Genomic DNA, 18,815 nt, shown 5'->3' with positions numbered 1-18,815 from the left:
GGACGTGACGGTCCGGGCTGTGACAAGACAGACGTGTGACATGTCAGACGTCCGACCTGCGTCGTCAGCAGTGGATGGCAGCCAGTTCCGTGAACACCGCGCGGTTGAGCCGGAACGCCAGGTGCACCTCGTCGAGCGTGGTGGCCACCTCCGCCTCGTCGAGGTCGAGCCGGTCCAGTGCGTCGCGGTAGGCGTCCTTGAAGACCTTGACCTTGGGGATGTCGGGGAACGTGTAGAACGCCACGCCCTCCTCGTCCAGACCGTAGTGCTGCTTCATCATGCGCTTCACGATCTGCCCGCCCGACAGGTCACCCAGGTAGCGCGTGTAGGAGTGTGCGGCGTAGTGCGGCAGGCTGCCGCCGACCTCGCGGACGTGGTCGGCGTACGCCCGCGTGGCGGGCAGGATCCGGATCTCCTCGCGCCACGACGGACCGTAGAGGTAGGCCAGGTCGCGTTCGAGCGCCGGGACGCGGGTGAGCTCGGTGAAGACCAGGCCGGCGCCGCCGCGGTCGTCGTCCCGCCCGTCGCGCAGCGCGGCGCCCTGGCCGTCGCGCAGCGCAGTGCTCGCCTCCTCCAGCGCCGCGTAGACGGGCAGGAGCTGGGCCGAGAGGTCGGCGTGGGCGGCCCGGGTCAGCGCCCCCGACAGCAGCTGCTCGACGAACTGCTCGGAGTTGGCCTCGCCGTGGGCGGCGCGGGTGCCCTCGCGCAGCAGGGTGGACAGGGGGACGGGGGCGTGTTCCTCGACGGGCAGGCTCACGGGGTCTCCTCTGACGACGGCGACGTGCTGACAGGGTGTCATCACGTCGCGATCCTAGTTAGGTGGGCCTTACCTCGTCTACCCAGTGCTCACCCGGTCGTGCCCGGCGCCGGGCTAACGTCGACGGATGCTTGATGTCACTGATCCTGGGCCCGATGCCCTGACAGAGCTGCCCCCGCCCGTCGTCGTCGACCTGCCGGGTGCCGGCGGGCAGGACGGCGTCGGCGTGGCCACCTACGTGCTCGAGCCGGCGGACCGGCCCCCGGTGGGCGACGTCGTGCTCTGCCACGGCACCCCGTGGTCGGCGCGCGTGTGGGCGCCCGTGGCGCGCGCCCTGAGCCGGGACCACCGGGTCTTCCTCTGGGACATGCCCGGGTACGGCGCCTCGGCGAAGGACGCCGCGCACCCCGTCGACCTCGTCGCCCAGCGGCGACGGCTGGCCGCCCTGCTGCGGCACTGGTCGCTGGAGCGGCCGCACCTGGTGGCGCACGACATCGGCGGCGCGGTGGCCCTCGGCGCCCACCTGCTCGAGGGCGTCGACCTCGCGAGCCTGTTCCTCCTGGACGTCGTGACGCTGGAACCCTGGGGCTCGCCGTTCTTCCGTCTCGTGGCCCGCCACGAGGAGGTGTTCGCGGCCGTACCGCGTCCGCTGCACGGCGCCCTCGTGCGCGAGTACGTCGCAGGGGCGGCGAACCACGCCCTCGCGGCCGACGTCGTCGAACGGCTCGCCGAACCCTGGCTCGACGAGACGGGTCAGGCGGCCTTCTACCGGCAGATCGCGCAGCTCTCGCCGGATCACACCCGGCCCCTCGCGGAACGCCTCGGCGACGTGCGCTGCCCGGTCCGGGTGGGCTGGGGCACCGCCGACCCGTGGATCCCGTTCGAGCAGGCGGACCGGCTCCGCGCGCAGCTGCCCGGTGATCCCGAGGTCGTCACCTTCCCGGACCGCGGCCACCTCGTGCCCCTGGAGGACGCGGACGCCGTGTCCGCCGCCCTGCGCCGATGGCTCGGATCCCCGGGGTTCCGCGGCTCCGGAGCCACACCGGTGTAGCTCGCCGGTCCTGGTGGCGAGCCCTGTGGGGCGTGGGTACGTTGCAGGAAGACCGGGCAAATTTCACCCGGTCCGCGCAGGGTGAGTCGTACGGGCAGGGCGGTTCGTACGGGCAGGGCGGCTCGTACGGGCAGGGCGAGGGCGGTCCGGCCGGTGAGGCCTCCGGGCTCGCGGGCGCCGTCGGCGAGTCCGGTGAGCCGGAGGAGTCGTCCGGCACGCAGGAGCAGGCCGGGTACGGCAGCGAGGAGCAGGGTAGCGAGGAGCAGGGCGGGGCGCAGCAGCAGTCCGGCCAGGGCTGGGGCTGACCCTGGCTCGTCCGGCGGGGTCCCGGCCTGCCGCCGGGCCCCGCCGTCGGGTCCGCGGGCGCAAAGAGGTGGCGGGCGCTGCGTCGTCGGACATAGCGTGGGCCGCGGCGAGCGTGAGGCGTGACGACCCTCGGCCCGGGTGACCCGGGCGGACGCCCGGCCCGCGCGTGCGGCGTACCGACGAGAGGCCGGGGTCTCCCGGCAAAGGAGTGGTGGCACCGCGACCTGGCCCCCGCCCGCTCCTCCAGGGCTCTCGCTCTGCAGGAGGAATGATGAGACCACCCTTGCCGTACCCGAGCACCACCCCGCCCAGGACGCTCGCCGCCGACCTTCCCGCCGTGCCGCCGGGTACCGTCGTGCGCCTGCAGGGCTGGGTGCACCGGCGTCGCGAGCTCGCGACCGTCACGTTCCTGGTGCTGCGCGACCGCACCGGACTGGCCCAGGTCGTGGTGCGGGGTGACGACCGGCGGGTGCCGCCCGAGGAGACGACGGTCGCGGTGACCGGCACGGTCACCGCGAACCCGCAGGGTCCGGGCGGGGTGGAGGTCACCGCGTCCGGCGCCGCGGAGCTCGTGATCGAACCCCTGACCGACGCGGCCGAGACGCCGCCCGTCGAGCTCTGGCGCCCGGCGCCGACCGCGTCCCTGCCCACGCTGCTCGACCACGCCGCCGTCGCCTGGCGGCACCCCGTCCGCAAGGCGTACTGGGAGGTCGCGGCGGCGAGCCTGCGCGGCTTCCGGGCGACGCTCGACGCCGCCGGGTTCACCGAGGTCTGCACGCCGAAGCTGGTGGGTTCGGCCACGGAGTCCGGGGCGGACGTGTTCGCCGTGGACTACTTCGGCAGGCCCGCCTACCTGGCGCAGTCGCCGCAGTTCTACAAGCAGCAGATGGTCGGCGTCTTCGAGCGGGTCTACGAGGTGGGTCCCGTCTTCCGGGCCGAGCCGCACGACACCGTGCGGCACCTCGCGGAGTACCGCTCCCTCGACGTCGAGCTCGGGTTCGTCCGGGACCACCGGGACGTGCTCGCCGTGCTGCGCGACGTCCTCGCAGGCATGGCCGACGCCGTCCGCGGGTCGGACGCCGCCGCACGGCTCGGCGTCCGGGTGCCCGAGGTGCCCGAGCAGCTCCCGGTGCTGCACTTCTCCCGGGCGCTGGAGCTGGTGGGGGCGCCGGCGGACGAGCCCGACCTGGCGCCCGAGCACGAGCGCGCCCTGGGGGAGTGGGCGCTCGCGGAGCACGGGTCGGACTTCGTGGCGGTCGAGGGGTACCCCCTGGCGAAGCGGCCCTTCTACACGCACCCGGAGCCCGGCAGCGGCCGGTGGAGCAACAGCTTCGACCTGCTGTTCCGCGGCCTCGAGCTGGTCACCGGAGGGCAGCGGCTGCACCGGCACGGCGACTACGTGGCGGCGATCCGGGCCCGGGGTGAGGACCCGGCGTCGTACGACTCCTACCTGGCCGCGTTCCGGCACGGGATGCCGCCGCACGGAGGGTTCGCGATCGGGCTGGAACGGTGGGTGGCACGCCTCGTGGAGGCGGCCAACGTCCGCGAGGTGACGCCCTTCCCGCGGGACCTGCACCGCCTCACACCGTGACGGCCGGGCGGGCCGGCCGGGCGGTCCCGGTCGGCTCGCCGCGGGCGTGTCAGAGGTCACCACTACCTTGTGGCGCGTGCTGCTGCGAGCAGTGCACTCCTGGGGCGAGCTCTGCCCTGGTGACCGACGACGACGTGATGGGGCGAGATGCTGCAGGAGCTGATGGACCGGGTGCGGGGCGGCGACGAGACGGCGCGGGGCGTGGCGGAGGCGCTGGCGCCGTTGGCGCTGCTCGGCGGGGGTCTTCACGAGGACGCGACGGGCTACGTGCTGCACGGGACGACGCCGGAGGTCCTGACGCGCCTGGCCGCGGCGGGCACCGAGGACGTCGACCGGCTGCTCGGCCAGCCGGGTCGCGTGCAGTACTGGTCGAGCTGGATCTCGCCCGAGCTCGTCAAGCAGGTCGCCGCCGCCCACAAGGGCTGGACCACCGACAAGGGTCTCCACGCCCGCCGCCGGTTCTACGCCGCCGCCCCCGTCGAGCAGGTGGTCCGGCTCTCCCGGCTGCTGGCCCAGGTGAGCGACACCGTCGAGATCCCGGGCGTGCCCGAGTGGCTGTCGCTCCTGCTGCACGACACCGGCCACGTCGGGTCCGGCCGGCGCGGCTCGGGCAACGGCGACGGCGCCGTCCGGGAGCGCTGGACCCCCCAGGAGTACGAGGCGGCCGCGAGCGAGGGCGGCGTCCCGTCCGGCGACGCCCCGCGAACCGTGCTGGTGGGCATCGTGCACCGCGCCACCAGGAGCAGGTCCTGGCACGCCGACGCGCGGGACGGCATCGTGGCCTCGGCCGCGTTCGACGAGTACGTCACGCGGCACGTCGCCGTCGTCGCCGACCTGGCGCCCACGCTGACCGCCCCCGGCAAGGAGGCGCTGCTCGGCCGGATCGGGCGGCGGCTCACGGAGAGCGGCTCCGGACCGGCCGGGTTGGGGGACCTGGCGCGCATCACGGCCGCCCTCGCCGTCGACCCCGCCAAGGGTGTGCGGGCCGCCGCGCTCCAGCACCTCGCGACCCTCCCGGACACGCAGCAGGTGGCCCTGCTGGCACCCTTCCTGACCACGACGCCGTCCGGGCGGCTGGGCGAGGCCGCGACCCGCCTCGCCGCGCTCGACGGCGGCCTGGTCGCGTGCGAGACCGCGCTCGCCGCACTGCGCGACCAGACCGGCAGGGCGGCGGCCGGCCACGGCGCGCGGCTCAAGCTCCTGGAGCAGACCGTGGAACGGGCGCGGGCGCTCGAGTCGCCCCAGGAGGACGTCGTCGTCGACCTGCCCGCCTGGGAGCCGCTGCTCGACCCCGTGCTCGAGGACGACTGGGCCGAGCGGCTGCGGGCCGACGTCGAGCAGGCGACCGTCGAGGCCCGGGCGAACCTCGAGCAGATCAGGAAGAACCGCAGCGGCGGCGGCACGGACTGGCTGCTGAGGTCGGCCGAGAGCAACCTCAGGCAGCTCGAGCAGATCACCACCAAGGACGTCGAGGCGCTGCCGCGCGTGCTGACCGCCGCCGCACCTGCCAGGAAGCTGAAGAGCTCACCCCTCGTCCGCTGGCTCACGGACAGGCGTCGCGACCGGTTCGCCGGGAAGGGCCTGATGCTCGCCATCCGGCTCCACGCCCTGGTGCACACCGGCCGCAGCGACAACAACGCGCTGATGTGGAGCCTGCGCGAGAACCTCGGCGAGCTCACCGACCTGCGTCAGCTGCACGAGGGCCTGGACCGCGCGGGCATCGCCGGTGCCGAGCAGATCGTCGCCGAGCTGGTCCTGGACCGCTGGTGGGGTGCGCAGGAGGTGCCGGCGCGGGTCGCGTGGCCCTGGTTCGCGCAGCGCCCCGAGATCCTGGAACGCCACCTGCGCACGGGCGAGGGCAGCGAGAGCGCCGCGAAGGCGCTCGCGGTGCTGCGCGAGTTCCCCGCCCTGCCGGCCACGCTGCTGCCCCGGCTCACGGCGCTCGCGCTCGGCACGGGCAAGACGCACCGGCTCGCGGCCCAGCAGGTCCTGGAGGCCCACGAGGGGGCGCGGACCCTGGCCGAGCAGGCACTCTCCGACAGCAAGGGCGAGGTCCGGGCGTCGGCCACGGCGTGGCTCGCGCGCATCGGTGACCCCGCCGCCGTGCCGGCCCTGCGCGCGGCCCTGCGCACGGAGCGGCGCGAGGAGGTTCGGGCGGCGCTGCTGACCGCCCTGGAGACGCTCGGCGACGACATCTCCGCCGACCTCGCGCCCGACGTCCTGCAGGCCGAGGCCGCCAAGGGGCTCCGGGGCAGGATGCCTGCGAGCCTCGCCTGGTTCCCGTTCGAGCAGCTGCCCGAGGTGCGCTGGGCGGCGCGCGCCAGGTCCGGTGACGGAGCGCCCGGCGAGGTCGTGCCCGCGGACGTGGTGCGCTGGTGGGTGGTCCTGGCCACGAAGCTCAGGTCGCCCAGCGGGGACGGCCTGATCGCCCGGTACGTCGGGCTGCTGGACCCGGCCTCGCGGGCGGCCCTCGGGTCGTTCGTGCTGCGCGCCTGGGTGGCCCAGGACACCCGCGGTCCCGATGCCGAGCAGTCCCGCGCGCACGCCGACCGCCTGGCCCAGGGCACGTGGGACCGGCTGCAGTCGATGGTCAAGCAGTACCCGGAGTACTACGCCGCCGAGGCTGCCAAGTCCGTCGAGGACATCTGGAAGGGTCTCTACCGGGACCACCAGGCCACCTACCTGGGGTCGGCCACGCAGGAGAAGGGCCTGCTCGCCCTGACCGTCGGGATGCCGGGCGGACAGCTCGCGACGACCGCGCAGCACTACTTCTCCGCGCACAAGGGCCGTCGCGCGCAGGCGGAGTACCTGGTGCGTGCGCTCGCCGCCAACGGGGACCGCGCCGCTGTGCAGCAGCTCCTGGCCGTCTCGCGCCGGTTCAAGCAGCGGACGGTCCAGGACACGGCGACCGCCCTGGCGCAGGACATCGCCGAGCGCAACGGCTGGGACGCCGACCAGCTCGCCGACCGCACGGTGCAGACCGCGGGCTTCGACGACGACGGGATCCTGCGCCTCGACCTGGGCGCACCCGACGGCGACCGGGTCGTGACCGGGCGTATCACCGAGGCGTTCACGCTCGAGCTGCGCAACCCGGCGGGCAAGGTGGTCAAGGCGCTGCCGGCCAAGCGCGCGTCGGACGACGACGAGGCGTACACCGACGCCAAGCGGCAGCTCAAGGAGTCGCGCGCCGAGCTGAAGGCGGTGGTGGCGCTCCAGACCCAGCGGTTCGCCGAGGCGATGGTCACCGGCCGCACGTGGAGCCTCTCCGACTGGACGGAGTTCGTACTGGGCCACCCCCTGATGGCGCGGCTCGCGGCCCGCCTGGTGTGGGCGGCGGAGGTGCCCGGTGCGGACGGGGCCTCCGCGACCGTGACGTTCCGGCCCGGCGACGGTGGGGCGCTGATCGGTGTCGACGACGAGGACGTGACGGTGCCGGACACGGCCGTGGTCTCCCTCGTGCACGCGGCGACCCTCGGGGACGACGCCGCGACCGGTGCGCCGGCGTGGCGCGCGCACCTCGCGGACTACGAGATCACGCCGCTGTTCGACCAGGGACTCGGTGCCGAGGGGAGCGTCGTCCTGCCGGACCTGCCCGCCGACGCGCGGGTGATCGACACGCACGAGGGCTGGCTCAGCGACTCCTACACGATCCGCGGCCGCGCCACGAAGCTCGGCTACACCCGCTCGCAGGCGGAGGACGCCGGCTGGTTCTCCGCCTACCGCAGGGAGTACCCGTCGCTCGGCATCACCGTCGACATCGAGTTCACGGGTGCGTTCCTGCCCGAGGAGAACATCACGGCCGCCGTCCGGCACCTCGTGTTCCGTCGTACCGGAACCTGGAACGACAACGGCCGGATCGCGGTCAAGGACGTGCCCCGGGTGCTGCTCGCGGTGTCCTACCGCGACTACGTGACCGTGGCCGAGGGCGGGGCGTTCGACGCGGACTGGGAGAAGAAGAGCCAGTACTGACCGCTCCTGCGCGTGCAGGAACACTGAGCCCTTGCGCTTACCGTCGGGCGTCAGTAACTTAGCCATATGGCTCAGCATTCGACGCTCGACGGCACGTTCCAGGCGCTCGCCGACCCGACCCGGCGCGCCGTGCTGGGTCGGCTCGGCGCGGGGCCCGCGAGCGTCGGCGAGCTGGCGGCACCGTTCGACATGGCGCTCCCGTCGTTCATGAAGCACATCCGGTACCTCGAGAGCACGGGCTGGATCCGGTCGCACAAGGTCGGCCGGGTCCGGACGTGCACGCTCGAACGGGAGCGGTTCGACGTCGTCGCGGGCTGGCTCGACGAGCAGCGGCGCCTCTGGGAGGGGCGCACGGACCGGCTCGAGCAGTTCGTCACGGCACGCGAGACCACGGCGCGCGAGACCACGGCACGCGAAACCGCCGCACGCGAGGAAGAGGCGCGCTCATGACGACCACGACCCGTGGCGAAGGCGGGCGTCCCGACCTCGACCTCACGGTCTCCCGCGTGATCCGCGCCCCGCGGGCCGCGGTCTGGGACGCGTGGGCCGACCCGGCGAGCCTCGAGCAGTGGTGGGTGCCGGCGCCCCAGGTCTGCCGGGTTCGGGAGCTGGACCTGCGCCCGGGCGGGTCCTTCCGCACGGAGCTGAGCCAGGACGGCGTCGAGTTCGGCCCGCACATCACGGGCTGCTTCCTCGCCGTCGACGAGCTGGAACGCATCGTGTTCACCGACGCGCTCGTCGCCGGCTGGCGTCCCGCGCCGACGTCGTTCGTGACCGCCGTGATCACCATGGAGGACCACCCGGACGGTACGGCGTACCGCGCGACGGCGCTGCACCGTGACGCCGCCGACCGGGACCGGCACGAGGAGCTCGGGTTCCACGACGGGTGGGGCACCGTCACCCGGCAGCTCGCCGCGCTGGTGGAGGTGAGGGCATGAGGCTCGTCCTGATGCAGTTCGTGAGCCTCGACGGTGTCTCGCAGGGGCCCGGGTCACCGCAGGAGGACACGAGCGGCGGGTTCACCCGGGGCGGGTGGCTCGTGCCGCACATGGACGAGGTGTTCGTGCGCCGCACCGTGGAGTGGCTCCGTCTGGCGGACGGGCTGCTGCTGGGCCGGCGCACCTACGACGCCTTCGCCCGCGACTGGCCGCAGATCACCGACCCGGCCGACCCGTTCACCACGCTCATGAACAGCCTGCCCAAGTACGTCGCGTCACAGACCCTCGCCGCCGGCTCGTGGGAACCGACCACGGTGCTGTCCGGTGACGTCGCCGCACAGGTCGCGGAGCTCACGCGGCGTCCGGGCCGGGAGCTGCAGATCCACGGGAGCGCCCGGCTCGCGCAGTCGCTCCTCGCCGCGGGCCTCGTCGACGAGCTGCGGATCGTGGTCGCGCCGGTCGTCGTCGGGCAGGGCAGGCGTCTCTTTCCCGACGGCGGCGCTCCTGCCGGGCTGCGTCTGGTCAGCAGCGAGGCGACGCCGGCCGGGCTGGTCGTCCAGGTCTACACGTGGGCCGGGGCGCCCGCGCAGGCGACGTACGCGGGGGTCGCGGAGCTCGTCTGAGCATGCGCCGGCTGCGGGCGTCTGCCGGGGCGTCTGGTGCCGGCCGCCCGGCCCGGCGGGCGTGTCAGTGACTCCCGCTACCTTGATCGCACGCTGACCTCAGTGGCCCTGACCTGGGCTGTCGTGGTCTCTCCGCATGCGATCACCGAAGGACGCCATGACGACCGACACCACCATCCCCGCGGGCACCGCTGCCGGCTCCGGCGCCGGGCCAGAGATCCGCCCGCCCGCGGAGGTCCGCCACGCGGGGGAGCTCGCGACGCTCGCCGCCTGGGACGCCGAGCGCGGGCACGAGCGCCCGCCGGGCTGGCGGCTCAGCCCGCGGGCGGTGCGGGCGTTCGTCGTCGGCTCCGAGGAGCTCGGCGTCAGCCGCAAGTTCTACGGCGACGACCCGCTGGTCGACCGCGCGGTCGTCTCCCTGATGGGGCGGCAGGGCCTGATGCTCGTGGGTGAGCCGGGCACGGCGAAGTCGATGCTCTCCGAGCTGCTGTCGGCCGCGGTGTCGGGCAGCTCGACCCTGACGGTGCAGGGCACGGCCGGAACCACCGAGGACCACGTGCGGTACTCGTGGAACTACGCGCTCCTGGTGTCCGAGGGGCCGAGCGAGCGGTCGCTCGTGCCCTCCCCGGTCTGCACGGGCATGCGCGAGGGCCGCGTCGTGCGCTTCGAGGAGATCACGCGCTGCGCCCCGGAGATCCAGGACACCCTCGTGTCCATCCTGTCCGAGAAGCAGCTCATGGTGCCCGAGCTCGGCCCCGACGCCCGGGTCGCAGCCCGCCCGGGGTTCACCGTCATCGCGACCGCGAACCTCAAGGACCGCGGCGTGCACGAGATGTCGGCCGCCCTCAAGCGGCGGTTCAGCTTCGAGACCGTGGCACCCGTGCGCGACAGGGACTTCGAGATCGAGCTCGTCCAGCGCCAGCTCGAGGCGGAGCTCGGGCCGCGCGGCGACAGCCCGGAGGTGCCCCGTGAGGTGCTGGAGGTGCTGGTCACCGTGTTCCAGGACCTGCGGACGGGCAGTACCCGCGAGGGCGCACCCGTGAAGCGGCCCGAGACGGTCATGTCCACGGCGGAGGCCGTCAACGTCGCGGTCGCGGCGTCGCTGGAGGCGCGGTACCTGGGCGACGGCACCGTGACCACCGCCGAGGTCGCCCGCCAGATCGCCGGGGTGGCGCTCAAGGGCGAGGAGGAGGACGCGCGGCGGCTGCGGCACTACGTGGACAACGTCGTCCGGGAGCGGGCACGCCACGACGCGGGCTGGAAGGCGTTCTTCGGCGCGGCGGAGTCGCTGTGGCGGTGACGGCCGGGGCCACGGACGCCCTGTGGGAGGCCGCCCCCGGCCGTCTGCGTTCCGCCGCGCGGGCCGTCCGGACGCTGCGGTCCGAACGCGGCGTCTACTTCGCTCCCGTCCGGCACCACAGCCCCGCGTGCGCTGTGGCGGTGCGGGTGGCGATCGAGGAGCTGCGTCCCTCGGTCGTGCTCATCGAGGGGCCCGAGGAGTTCACGCGGCTGGTGCCGGACCTGCTGCACGAGGCCACGCGACCGCCCGTCGCGGTGCTCAGCCTCGATGCCGGGGCGGGCTTCTACCCGCTCGCGTCCTTCTCCCCGGAGTGGGTGGCCTTGCGCGCCGGGCAGGCCGTGGGCGCCGGGCTGGCGTTCATCGACCGGTCCTTCGGGGAGCGGTCGGACGAGGAGCGCGCCGTCTCGGGTCAGGAGGACCCGTTCGCGCGCACCCTCATGTCGGAGCGGTACCTCGCGCACTCCGAGGCGGTCGCGACGCTCGCCCGGCGGCTCGGGTGCCGAGACCACGACGAGGTGTGGGACCACCTGTTCGAGACCCGCCCCAGCAGCGCCCTGGCGGACTGGCGGACGCTCTTCGACGACGTCTTCGCCTGGGCCGCCCTGGCCCGCCTGGACTACGAGCAGAGCGTGCTCGCGGCCGACGGCTCCCTCGACCGCGAGGCACGCATGGCGGCCCGCATCGCGGAGGCGCTGGATCGACGGGATGCCGATACGGGTGCCGGCTCGGGTGCTGCTGGCTCGGGTGCTGGGCCGGCCGGGGATGCGGCGGAGGCGTCCCGGGGGCCGGTCCTGGTCGTGACCGGGGCGTTCCACACGCTCGCCCTGGTCGAGGCCTTGTCGGGCGCGCCGGACGGTGCAGCGGTCCGCGACCGGCAGCCTGAGGCCGGCTACGGCGCACCCGAACCCGACGAGGCCTGGCTGGTGCGGTACGACCACGAACGCCTCGACGGGTTGCGCGGCTACGGCGCGGGCATGCCGTCACCCGGCTACTACGAGCGGCTGCACGCCGCGCACCTGCGGGAGCTCGGGCTGGACGACACCCCGCCGGGGCAGGCCGGCGCGACGGCGGGTTCGGGCGGGCGGTCCGCGGCGCGAAGCTCCGGGGGCCGTGGCGGTGTCGGTCGTGGTGGTGCGGGTGCCGGCTCCGCAGGTCCTGTCGGCCCCGGTGCCCTCGCCGCGGAGGTGCTGGTCGACGTCGCCCGCGGAGCGGCCGACCGTGGCCACGCCGTGAGCCTGCCGCAGGTCACCGCGGCGGCCGAAGCGGCGACCCGGCTCGCCGACCTGCGCGAGCGGGCGTTCCCGGGCCGCACCGACCTGCTGGACGCGATGCGGTCGTGCTACGTGCAGGACGACGGCGGCATCGGCGGACCCGGGGAGCCGGAGCGGCCGCTCGGCCTGGCGATCGCGGAGGTCTTCGGGGGACGCGCCCTGGGCGACCTGCCGCCCGGGAACGCGTCGCCGCCGCTCGTGCGCGACGCCCGCGCGCGCGTGCAGGCCGTGCGGCTCGCCGTCGACGACCCGATGCCGCGCACCGCCCGGCTCGACGCCCGGCGCACGCCCTCGCACCGCGAGCGGCGGCAGGTGCTGGCGCTGCTCGACTTCGTCGGTTCGGGCTTCGGCCAGCTCGTGTCGGGGCCGGACCACGTCGCGGGCCGCGGCCTCCATCTCGTCACCGAGGAGTGGCGGTACTGCTGGACCCCCCTGGTCGAGGCCCGGCTCGTGGAGCTGGTCCACCTCGGCGCGACGCTGGACGCCGTGGCCGTGGCCCGCCTCCACGAGGCGGAGGCGCGGTTGACGGAGTCGGCCAGTGGTAGTGGCGGGGGCGCCTCGGTCGACGCCGCGGCCCGGCTCGTCGCGCAGACCCTCGTGATCGGGATGGGCACGCACCTGCCCCGCATCACCTCCCTGCTGCGGACCACGATGGACACCGACCGCGACCTCGACTCCGTCGTCTCCGGTGCCCGCCGCCTGCTGGGCCTGTGGCACGCACGCGTCGAGCTCGGTGCGCAGGAGCACGCCGACGAGCTCCTGGACCTCGTGGACCAGGCCCTCGCGACGGCGGCGTACCTGGTCGGCGACGTCGGCAAGGTACGAGCCGAGGACGAGGACGCCGCTGTCGGCACCCTGATCGCGCTGCGCTCCCTCCTGCGTGACACCGCGGCGGCACGGGTGCACGGCCCCGGTGCGTCGGCGTCTGCCCGGCGTCGAGCCGCGGAGGCCGGAGCCGGCACGGCGGGGGACCTGGCAGACGCGGTCGACCCCGGCGCGGCCGGACGGCTCGCCGTCGTCCGCGAGATGGGGCGCCTGCGGGACGGCGACACCACCGCCCCCGGTGTCACGGGCGCGCTGCTCGCCCTGGGCTTCACCGACGGGACGGTGCCCGACGACGTGCTCGTCGCCCGGGTCCGCGGCGCCCTGAGTGCCGGGGCCGACCCGGGAATCGCGGTGCGGTTCCTGGGCGGCGTCATGCGCGCCGCCCCCGACCTCATCCTGCACACCCCGGAGATGTTCGACGCCGTCGACGGCGCACTGCGCACCCTCGAGGCCGACGCGTTCCTCGCGGTGCTGCCGGACCTGCGGCGGGCCTTCACCTGGCTGCGTCCCACCGAGACGCACCGCCTGGCGCGACGCGTCGCCGAACGGACCGGCGCACGCGTGGAGCAGGTCGACGTGCGGGTGGCGCTCGCGGAGGAGGACCTGGCCGTCGGCCTGGCCCTGGAGCAGGAGCTGACGGCCGTGCTGGAGAGAGACGGCCTGGCCGGCTGGGGGACCGCCGGACGGGACAGGAGAGGAACAGCGTGAACGTGATCGACCCGGGGGCGGCGCCGTCCGGCCCCACTGCAACGCCCGGCATGACAACCTGCACAGCCGCCGACGACGAGGCGGCCCGGCGCTGGCGCCTGGTGCTGGGCCGGTACGCGGCCGACGAGCTGTCCGTCGGGCAGCAGGACCAGGGCCTGGAGCGGTCCCTGAGCTACCTGTACGACCGCGAGTACACGGCCCGGGGTCACCGGACGGGAGGCGGCGACCGTGCCGGCGGAGGCTCCGGGCGGAGCGCCGGTCTCGGCGGGTCGCAGCCGCACGGCGTGGACGTCACGGCGCTCGGCTGGCTCAGCGAGGCCGGGAGCCTCTTCCCGCGCGAGACCTTCGAGCGCATGCAGGTCGATGCCGTCAGCCGCTACGGTCTCACGGAGCTGCTCCAGGACGACACGGCGATCGAGAGCCTGGAGCCCTCGCGTGAGCTGGCCGTCGCGATGCTGCAGGTGCGCGGGTCCCTGAACGACCGCGCGGCGGCGGGCCTGCGCCGGGTGATCCAGCGGGTCGTCGACGACATCGTGCGGCGACTGCGGCCCCGGTTCGCCACGGCGGTCAACGGCCGTATCGACCGGTCGCGCCGCTCGATGCACCGCGTCGCGCGGAACTTCGACTGGAAGCGCACCCTCCGGGCCAACCTCGGCCGGGTCGACGCCGACGGTCGCATGACCGTGCAGGACGTCCGCTTCTCGGCGCGGGCCAAGCGCACGCTGACCTGGGACGTCATCCTGCTCGTGGACCAGTCCGGGTCCATGGCGCCGTCGCTGCTGTACTCCGCGGTGTGCGCGGGAATCCTCTCCGGCCTGCCCGGGGTGAACGTGCAGCTCTACCTCTTCGACACGTCGGTGGTCGACATGACGCACGTGGCCGACGACCCCGTCACCGTGCTCATGACGGCGCAGCTCGGCGGCGGTACCGACATCGCGCGTGCCGTGCGGTACGCGGAGCAGCAGGTGCGCAACCCGTCGCGGACCGTCGTGGCGCTGGTCAGCGACTTCTACGAGGGCGGATCGGTGTCCAACCTGCTCGCGGGGGTCCGGCGGATGGCGTCGTCGGGCGTGACCATGCTCGGTCTCGCCGCGCTGGACGAGGCCGCAGAGCCCGCCTACGACCACGGCACGGCACGCCTGCTGGCCGAGTGCGGCATGGAGGTCGCCGCGCTCACGCCTGAACGGTTCGCCGAGTGGCTGGGGGAGGTGCTCACGTGACCGACACCATCGTGGAGCCGACGTACGACTGGGCCGCGCCCTACGCCGGCCTCGGCGACGACGCGCTCAAGGCACTCGGCAACGCCGGCCTGCTGCGCAGGGCGCGCAAGGCGCTGGCCGACGACGCCGTCACGGTCACCTCCGCCGACGCCCAGGGTGCGGTCCTGGACGTGGCGGGAGCGACCGTCCAGGTCGACGGCCGCGGACCGGCGGCCGTCTCGTGCGCGTGCCCGACGGCAGGCGTGTGCCAGCACGTCCTGACGGCATGCCTGTGGGCGGCTGGGGTCGCGCCTGCTGGCGGGCCGGACAGCGGTGGCCCGGGTGCCGGCGGGTCGGGGGCCGGTGTCCCGGGAGTCGGCGTCCCGGGGGGCGGCGGATCGGGTGCGGGCGGCGCCGTTGTTGTCGGAGCCGACGATGGCTCCGGTGGCGGGCGGTCGGTCGCCGTCGGGCCGGAGGCCGCTGGGTCTCTCTCCGGTGGCACGGCCGTGCCGGCCCTCACTGCCGGCCCGGCATCGACCGTGGCCGAGGCACGACCGCCGTCCCCGGCGGTGCTGCGCCGCCGACGGGAGGCGCTCGCGGAGGTGCGCGACGTCGTCGCCCGGCTGATGTCGGGCGGGCTCTCGCACCTCGGCCCCGACGACGCGGAGTCGCTGGGCCTGCTCGCCGGACGGGTACGGCTGGCCGGTTTCGACCGCGTGGGCACGGTGCGATTCGACGGGTTGCTGCGCGTCGCGGGCGGGCAGGTCGCGGGTTTAGCGGGCCGCGACGACGCCGTCACCGAGTCCGACCTGCTCGACACGTTCGCTGAGGTCTGGGGCATGTGCGAGGTGCTGCAGCGCACGCTGGACGGTGCGGTCACGGGGACAGACGCCCAGCGAGCACCGGGTGGCAGCCGTGCGGGAGCTGGAGACCGCGCGGGTGCCGGTGGCGGCGCGTCCCGGGAATGGGTCTCCGCGACGGGCAAGGACGCCGACGACGAGATCACCGTCGACCGCTGGGTGCCCCTCGGTGTCCGGTGGTGGACGTCCCAGAGCGGGTCCCGCGGGCTCGCCTACCTGGGCTGGGACGCGGGTGCCGGTCCGGACGCGGCCTCGGACCCGGCCTCCGATCTGGCGTCCGATCTGGCGTCGGACCCGGCCTCTGATCCGGCGTCCGATCTGGCGTCGGACCCGGCCTCCGATCAGGCCTCGGACGCGGTATCGCCCGCGGCCTCGGACGCAGGCATCGGCCCGAGCTCGCGCAACAGGTCGGACGTGGACGCAGGAGCGCGCACCGGTCCGGACGTGGGAACCCGCCCAGGTGTAGGTACCGGCCCGGATGTCGGCGCCGCCCTGGGCGCCCACCAGGACGCGCGATCGACCACGCCCGCGGGCCACGCCGGTGGGCGGGTGCGGCAGGTCGTGACCGGGCGTCCCGCGGGCACCGACCTGCGGTTCCGTCGGAGCTGGACCTCCCCCCTCCTGTGGGATCGGTCCCTGAGCGCGCTCTGCGAGGGGCCGTTCAGCCTCCCCTCGGTCCGGATCACGCCGGACGGCGCCCTGGGCGCGGGCGGACGGCCCGTGCTCCGTCGGCTCGACGGCGACGGGTTCGACCTGGACGAGCTGCGGGCGATCGCCGAACGCACCGGCGCGGGAGTGCGCCCGCGTGACGTCGTCGGGTTCGGGCGCCGCCCGGCCGGAGTCAGGCTGGTCATGGTCCGGGACGTCGGCGACGTCGGGATCGACGACGTGCGCCAGGAGATGACGCTCACGATCGTCGCCTCCGACGGCGAGTCCCGGCTGCTGCGACTGCCGGTGTCGGACGAGTCGGCGGTGGAGACGCTGCTGTCGGTCAGGTCGCGGCTCGTGGCGGTGACGATCGAGCGCCGCGAGGGCCGGGACGAGCCGGTCGGCCTGTTCGTGCGGGACAAGGCGGCGATCCGACTCGTCAGCCCCACGATCACGCCCGCCTGGTCGCTCGAGCGCAGCTACTGGGACTTCTGGCGCCGCCGGATCCGGAAGCTCCGCACCCAAACGGCCGGCGCACGGACGGTCCGGACGCCCGCCGCACCGCCGAGTCCCGTGCGACGGGTGACCGTTCTGCTGAGCGATGTCCTCGTCGCGGTCGCGGCTACCGGCCGCCCGACGCTGACCGCCCGGCAACGGTCCGACGTCGAGCAGGCCCGCAACCTTGCCCGGGACCTGGGACTGGTCACGGTGGAGCGGACCGCCGGGGGACTCCTTGGTACCACTCTGTCGCCCGAGGTGGTACTGCAGGCCGCCTTCGTGGTGGGCCGGGCCAAGGCGGTGGTCGATGTGACCGGCTGACCAGCCGGGCGTGGCCGCGGGCCCCGCGGCACTGCGGCGCGGACGCGTCATCCGGCACCGGCCGGTCACGGCGCCGGTCACCGCGCCGGTCGCTACGCCGGTCGCCCGGCGTGCTTCCGGATGACCGTGCTCCCTGCTCAACCGGCGGGCGCCCGCACGACCGCCCCCGCCGGTCATGCGGACCGCTCCGTCAGGGTCGCTCTGGAGGAACGACCCATCGGCCGGATCTCGCGGCCGTGTCGATCCGTCAACGTCCACCCCGAGTGTCGGGCTCCGTCCGGGTTCCCGGTCCAGCGCATGGCGATCCCGGTGGTGTCGACCAGGTCGTGGTGGTGCCAGCACAGCAGGGCCGAGTTCGACACGCTGGTGCTCCCGCCCTGGGCCCAGTGGCGTTCGGCGTGGTGCACCTCGCAGCGCGCGGGTGGCTGGGTGCAGTCCGGGTAGACGCAATGCCTGTCCCGGGCGATCACGGCGCGACGCATCTGCCCGGTGACGGTCCGTTGCGCCCGTCCGACGTCGAGCACCTGCCCGTCCGCCCCGAAGACGACACGTGTCACCGCCGAGTCGCAGAGCAGCCGCCGCAGCGTGGCGGTGGGTACCAGCGAGCCGGAGATGCCGAAGCGAGGGGGCGCCGCGGTGACGTCGGTCAGCGGTGAACCGGCGCCCGCCGGCCCGGTCGATCGGTCGAACAGCACCGCCTCGCCGACCTTCGAGCCGGTGGTGCTGGTGCCGCCGACGGTCACCGAGCTGCCCGGGGCGAACCGAGTCGTCAGGCGGTTCAGCTCGGTCCACGACACCGTGACGGTGACGTGCGGCCGCACGGAGGCGCCCGATCCCGTGCGGCCGTTGTCGAGCACGGTGCGGGCGAGGTCGGCAAGGGCCTGGGCGCGCCGCTGGGTGGGACTGCGGTCGTCGCCCGGCGTGGGGGCGCCCATCACCGAGTCCATCGCGGCGCGCAGTGCCTCGCCGTGCTCGTCGGTGAGGAACCCGTGGACGTGGTAGCCCCCGAAGGTCTTGGCCACGTCGAGGTGCTCCCGGTCCGAGGCGACCTTGTAGCCGCGCTCGTCGGCGTCGGGGTCGGCCACCTGCGCGAACCGGTCGACGAGCCGCCGGAACATGAGCGGGCCGTGCTGATCGGCCAGGTCGAGGAGCACCTCCTCGCCGGTCGGTCCGGAGGCGCCCGACGGCGAGGCTCCGGCATCCGAGACGTCCCCGGCCGGACCACCGTCGGAGGTGCCGTCGCCCGGAGCGCCGTCGCCCGGAGCGCCGCCGTCCACCGCGTCGCCCTCTCCATCCTCCGCGCCGTCGATGCCGGTGTCGGCACCCGCACCATCAGCGCCCGCCACGTCACCGGTCGGCACTGGATCAGGATCGATGGGCGCCGGGTCGATAGGCGCCGCCAGGGCCCTCCGGCGCTCCTCGGACGTCGGTCCCACGTCGACCATCGCCCGTACCTGGTCCATCCCGATCCGGCCCTCCAGGGCGGCGGTGAGGGTGGCCGGGAGATGCGCGAGCAGCCGCTCGGCGGTGAGCACCTCCCGGCTCGCGGTCCGCAGGGTCACCTTCTCGCGCCGGGCGAGCCAGGTCCGGAAAGTCCGGGAGCCGTCGAGCGCCCACAGTCCGTCGGACTCGATGCGTGGCAGCCAGGTCATACGCAGCACGTCGAGCTGCACGCACAGCGCACGCAGCTCCGGGGAGGCGGCGGCGAGGCGAGGACCGATACCGGACGGGCCGGCGGTCGTCGCCTCGTTCAAAGCCAGCGGTCCGGCTGTGTGGATCAGCTCCTGCGTCAGTATCCGGAGGTCCGCGACGATCTCCTCGAACGGGCGCGTGTCTGACGAGGGCGCACCTGGGTCCCGCAGCACCATCTCGTCACCCCCTCGAACCCCTGCCGCAGCCTGTCCGCGGTTCCTCGACACTATCGAACAGGCGTTCCTGATGGCAGGCGAT

At 74.5% G+C, this 18,815-nt stretch carries 13 protein-coding genes; 11 read left to right on the top strand and 2 right to left on the bottom strand.

Translation table 11 applies throughout. The annotated features are described in order from the left end of the window. Positions 1-64 precede the first annotated feature (64 nt). Entirely contained in the window at positions 65-799 is a 735-nt protein-coding gene (locus tag APR03_RS17045; protein WP_253837596.1) for a biliverdin-producing heme oxygenase, read from the bottom strand. A gap of 85 nt (positions 800-884) precedes the next feature. On the opposite strand from APR03_RS17045, the gene APR03_RS17040 reads away from it, so the two are divergent. The 11 genes from APR03_RS17040 (at position 885) to APR03_RS16990 (ending at position 16,865) form a co-directional block, all read left to right on the top strand. Continuing rightward, the gene (locus APR03_RS17040; protein ID WP_253837489.1) at positions 885-1,808 is read left to right on the top strand and encodes an alpha/beta fold hydrolase; all 924 of its coding nucleotides are present in this window, start codon (positions 885-887) and stop codon (positions 1,806-1,808) included. A gap of 32 nt (positions 1,809-1,840) precedes the next feature. Next, complete coding sequence (locus APR03_RS17035) at positions 1,841-2,113, top strand: hypothetical protein (RefSeq protein WP_253837487.1); 273 nt, start codon at positions 1,841-1,843, stop codon at positions 2,111-2,113. A gap of 272 nt (positions 2,114-2,385) precedes the next feature. Further along, positions 2,386-3,705, top strand: coding sequence for an aspartate--tRNA(Asn) ligase (aspS, locus tag APR03_RS17030; RefSeq protein WP_253837484.1), 1,320 nt, complete (start codon positions 2,386-2,388; stop codon positions 3,703-3,705). A 147-nt stretch (positions 3,706-3,852) separates the two neighbouring features. After that, positions 3,853-7,674 (top strand): DUF4132 domain-containing protein, encoded by a 3,822-nt coding sequence (locus APR03_RS17025; protein WP_253837483.1) that lies wholly within the window; start codon positions 3,853-3,855, stop codon positions 7,672-7,674. Between the two features lie 66 nt (positions 7,675-7,740). Next, the gene (locus tag APR03_RS17020) at positions 7,741-8,124 is read left to right on the top strand and encodes an ArsR/SmtB family transcription factor (protein ID WP_253837482.1); all 384 of its coding nucleotides are present in this window, start codon (positions 7,741-7,743) and stop codon (positions 8,122-8,124) included. Next, positions 8,121-8,612 (top strand): SRPBCC family protein, encoded by a 492-nt coding sequence (locus APR03_RS17015; RefSeq protein ID WP_253837481.1) that lies wholly within the window; start codon positions 8,121-8,123, stop codon positions 8,610-8,612. The genes APR03_RS17020 and APR03_RS17015 overlap by 4 nt, the downstream gene beginning before the upstream one ends. Continuing rightward, on the top strand, positions 8,609-9,235 hold the full coding sequence (locus APR03_RS17010; protein WP_253837480.1) for a dihydrofolate reductase family protein: 627 nt from the start codon (positions 8,609-8,611) through the stop codon (positions 9,233-9,235). The genes APR03_RS17015 and APR03_RS17010 overlap by 4 nt, the downstream gene beginning before the upstream one ends. 136 nt (positions 9,236-9,371) lie before the next feature. Then, positions 9,372-10,535 (top strand): ATP-binding protein, encoded by a 1,164-nt coding sequence (locus APR03_RS17005; RefSeq protein ID WP_253837479.1) that lies wholly within the window; start codon positions 9,372-9,374, stop codon positions 10,533-10,535. Next, on the top strand, positions 10,526-13,339 hold the full coding sequence (locus APR03_RS17000) for a DUF5682 family protein (RefSeq protein ID WP_253837478.1): 2,814 nt from the start codon (positions 10,526-10,528) through the stop codon (positions 13,337-13,339). The genes APR03_RS17005 and APR03_RS17000 overlap by 10 nt, the downstream gene beginning before the upstream one ends. A 50-nt stretch (positions 13,340-13,389) precedes the next feature. Further along, positions 13,390-14,559, top strand: a complete 1,170-nt coding sequence (locus APR03_RS16995) for a VWA domain-containing protein (protein WP_253837477.1) — start codon at positions 13,390-13,392, stop codon at positions 14,557-14,559. Then, complete coding sequence (locus APR03_RS16990) at positions 14,556-16,865, top strand: hypothetical protein (RefSeq protein ID WP_253837475.1); 2,310 nt, start codon at positions 14,556-14,558, stop codon at positions 16,863-16,865. Before APR03_RS16995 ends, APR03_RS16990 begins: the two co-directional genes overlap by 4 nt. Positions 16,866-17,038: 173 nt before the next feature. Here APR03_RS16990 and APR03_RS16985 read toward each other — a convergent pair whose 3' ends face one another. Next, entirely contained in the window at positions 17,039-18,733 is a 1,695-nt protein-coding gene (locus APR03_RS16985; protein ID WP_253837473.1) for an HNH endonuclease signature motif containing protein, read from the bottom strand. Between the last annotated feature and the right edge of the window lie 82 nt (positions 18,734-18,815).

The organism is Promicromonospora thailandica (genome assembly GCF_024171955.1).
Classification (GTDB): domain Bacteria; phylum Actinomycetota; class Actinomycetes; order Actinomycetales; family Cellulomonadaceae; genus Promicromonospora; species Promicromonospora thailandica.
Note: the sequence above shows the minus strand (reverse complement) of the source record. Positions and strands in the feature narration are given on the sequence as shown.

Bases quoted from the DNA above. Each gene is read 5' to 3' on its own strand.
- APR03_RS17025 (WP_253837483.1), top strand. From the start codon at position 3,853: ATGCTGCAGGAGCTGATGGACCGGGTGCGGGGCGGCGACGAGACGGCG.
- APR03_RS17010 (WP_253837480.1), top strand. From the start codon at position 8,609: ATGAGGCTCGTCCTGATGCAGTTCGTGAGCCTCGACGGTGTCTCGCAG.
- APR03_RS17015 (WP_253837481.1), top strand. From the start codon at position 8,121: ATGACGACCACGACCCGTGGCGAAGGCGGGCGTCCCGACCTCGACCTC.
- APR03_RS17005 (WP_253837479.1), top strand. From the start codon at position 9,372: ATGCGATCACCGAAGGACGCCATGACGACCGACACCACCATCCCCGCG.
- APR03_RS17020 (WP_253837482.1), top strand. From the start codon at position 7,741: ATGGCTCAGCATTCGACGCTCGACGGCACGTTCCAGGCGCTCGCCGAC.
- APR03_RS16995 (WP_253837477.1), top strand. From the start codon at position 13,390: ATGACAACCTGCACAGCCGCCGACGACGAGGCGGCCCGGCGCTGGCGC.
- APR03_RS16985 (WP_253837473.1), bottom strand. From the start codon at position 18,733: ATGGTGCTGCGGGACCCAGGTGCGCCCTCGTCAGACACGCGCCCGTTC.
- aspS (WP_253837484.1), top strand. From the start codon at position 2,386: ATGAGACCACCCTTGCCGTACCCGAGCACCACCCCGCCCAGGACGCTC.
- APR03_RS17040 (WP_253837489.1), top strand. From the start codon at position 885: ATGCTTGATGTCACTGATCCTGGGCCCGATGCCCTGACAGAGCTGCCC.
- APR03_RS17045 (WP_253837596.1), bottom strand. From the start codon at position 799: ATGACACCCTGTCAGCACGTCGCCGTCGTCAGAGGAGACCCCGTGAGC.